This window comes from Photorhabdus antumapuensis (genome assembly GCF_020387775.1).
Classification (GTDB): domain Bacteria; phylum Pseudomonadota; class Gammaproteobacteria; order Enterobacterales; family Enterobacteriaceae; genus Photorhabdus; species Photorhabdus antumapuensis.
Genome location: NZ_JAHZMK010000068.1, coordinates 1 through 2,325, shown reverse-complemented (window position 1 = coordinate 2,325; position 2,325 = coordinate 1). Strand labels below are relative to the sequence as shown.

Here is a 2,325-nt window from a genome sequence, read left to right as displayed (position 1 = left end):
GCGTCTGTTGGGCCGTCAAATCCACTTTGCCGCCGCGAATAAAGCCGCTGTTGGTGAGATTGTTGGCGGTCAGTTGAGTGACGTCACGCCCGCTAATCGTGCCGCTGTTGGTGATATCGCCCTGACTGTTCAGCGCCACGGTATTGCCAGCCAGCAAGGCGCCATCACTGCTCAGGTCGCCCTGACGGACGCGCGCATAAACCTGCGGCACAGTGACTACCTCGGTTGTGCCGTCCGGCAGGGTCACAGTCTGGTTAGTCAGCCAGATAATGTCAGAGGTCAGCAGCGCCATTTGCGCCGGACTTAAGGCGACACCCGGCGTTAACTGTTGCTGTTGGCCAAAGGCGATACCGGCATCCATCAGTGCTTTAAACTGCGCTTCGTCGTCGTTGTAGCCCGGCAGATAGCGCCGGCCGGTCAGTTGGGTGATTTGGTCCCGCACCAGCCGCTGTTCGTAGAATCCATCGCCTAACCGTTTGTGGACCCGCGCCGGGTCATGCGTTAACTGTTGCCGCATATAATCCGAGCCCAGCCACTGTTTGTACTGGGTAAATTTCGGGTCGGTCTCGACCAGATAGTGGCTGTCACTGCCCGGTTGCACGGTATACAGGCTGTTATCCGGCAGGCGAGTGTTAGGGGTGACCACGCGTATCGCTGGGTCAACGGTTTGTCCTTTGACCGTTTCCGCCGGAGGCCGGTCGTCTATCTCGGTTACCGATTTGACCGCCGTGGGGGCCGCGTGTATCTGACCGGTCTGTCGGTCTGTAATCGTGATATCGGCGCCCTGCGGACGGGTATGCTCCTGCCAGGCCAGCGTTTTCAGGTCAATCGTTTCTGTCACCGGCGCGGGGTCATAATGGCTGCGGCTTTTCCCCTGCGAGGTTTTGGTGCCGCGGAATCTGGGCTTAAGTCGTTTCTTTTTCGCATACCAGTGAGTCTGGCGGCCGGCATCCATGGTGATGCGTTCGCCCTGAGTCGCTATATTGTGCAGTTCGCCGATTTCGCCGTTCAGCTCACCACCGGCAACAATTTGGCTGTCGTGATTGGTGACCTGCGCACTGTTGAGCGTGATATTACCGCCGGCCAGAATTTTACCGGGGTCACTCTGTTTGACCTGGGTTTCCTTGACGGTGCGGGTGTACTGATATTCGTAAAAGTCATTACTGCGGCTGCCGTCCGGCATGATGGCATCGTGCACGCCGTATGTGTTGTGGCGGGAGGTGTCCACCTGTGACCAGTCATAACGGGCGGTCTGGCCGCTCAGTACCGCATCGTGATGTTGCGATTTTTCCGTTTCGACGACCTGAGTCACCAAACCAGCGTTGGTGTTGTTAATCTGGTCGGCCTGAATCGTCAAATTGTTCCCGGCTTCAATCGTCGCGGCGTGGTTATTGAGCACACGGGCCTGACCGGTGGCTGTCAGGCTGTTGTCCAACTGGCCGCCAATGTGCATATCGCCCACGCTGTAAATCTGGGCATGATGCTGGTTGTTGAGTATCCCGGTGCCGATATTCAGCCTGTCACGCGCGGCAATCACGGCGGCTTTGCCGTCCTGTGCGCTGTTATTCAAGGTCCCCGTCTGGAGGGCAAGCTGGTCGCCGTAAAGGCGCCCGGTGCCGGTATTGTTCAGGGTGTTGGCCGTGAGATGGGTCAGACCGCCGTCAATCAGTCCGGTATTGTTCAGCGTATCGTGGACCTTGATTTGCGTTTGCCCGGCGCTGATTTCACCGGCGGCGCTGTTGGTAAGATTGTGGGCGTCAAGATGCAGCGCCCGACCGGCTTTTATCTGGCGGTCATTGAGCATATTGCCGGTAGTTTTCAGGGTCAGATTGCCATTGGCCGCCGTGTTGCCGGTATGGTGAAAATCCCCGGTTAAAGTGACCGCCATATCGCCCTGCGATAACAGTTGGCCGTCACCGCTGAGAGCTTCGGCGTTAATATCCACCTGTTTCCCGGCAATCAAGGTGCCCTGTTGGTTGTTAATCCTCAGATTCGGTTGCTGAGTCTCGCGGTTGATGGTGAGCTGTTTGCCTGCGGAGACCAGCCCCTGGGTATTATCCAGAGTCTGACTGATGTTCACTTGCAGGCGGTTAGCCGCCCGTAAAGCCCCCTGGTTGTTATCCACCTGTTGGGCGTTGACCGTCAGGTTGTGCGCTTCCAGTCCCTTGTCCGCCTGCGCCGTGTCACGATTAATCAGGTGAGCGGTGTTCAGGCTGAGTTGTGCGCCGCCACGGATAAGGCCGCCGGTGTTATCGGTTTGAGTTTCAACATTAAGAGTGGTGTCGCCCACCGCTTGCACCTGTCCGTGACGATTGTCGAGCTGCG

The 2,325-nt window shown here is 57.7% G+C and carries 1 pseudogene; it reads right to left on the bottom strand.

What is annotated here, in order from left to right:
- Positions 1–2,325, bottom strand: a pseudogene (locus tag KZ793_RS21070) (S-layer family protein); the annotation flags it as partial.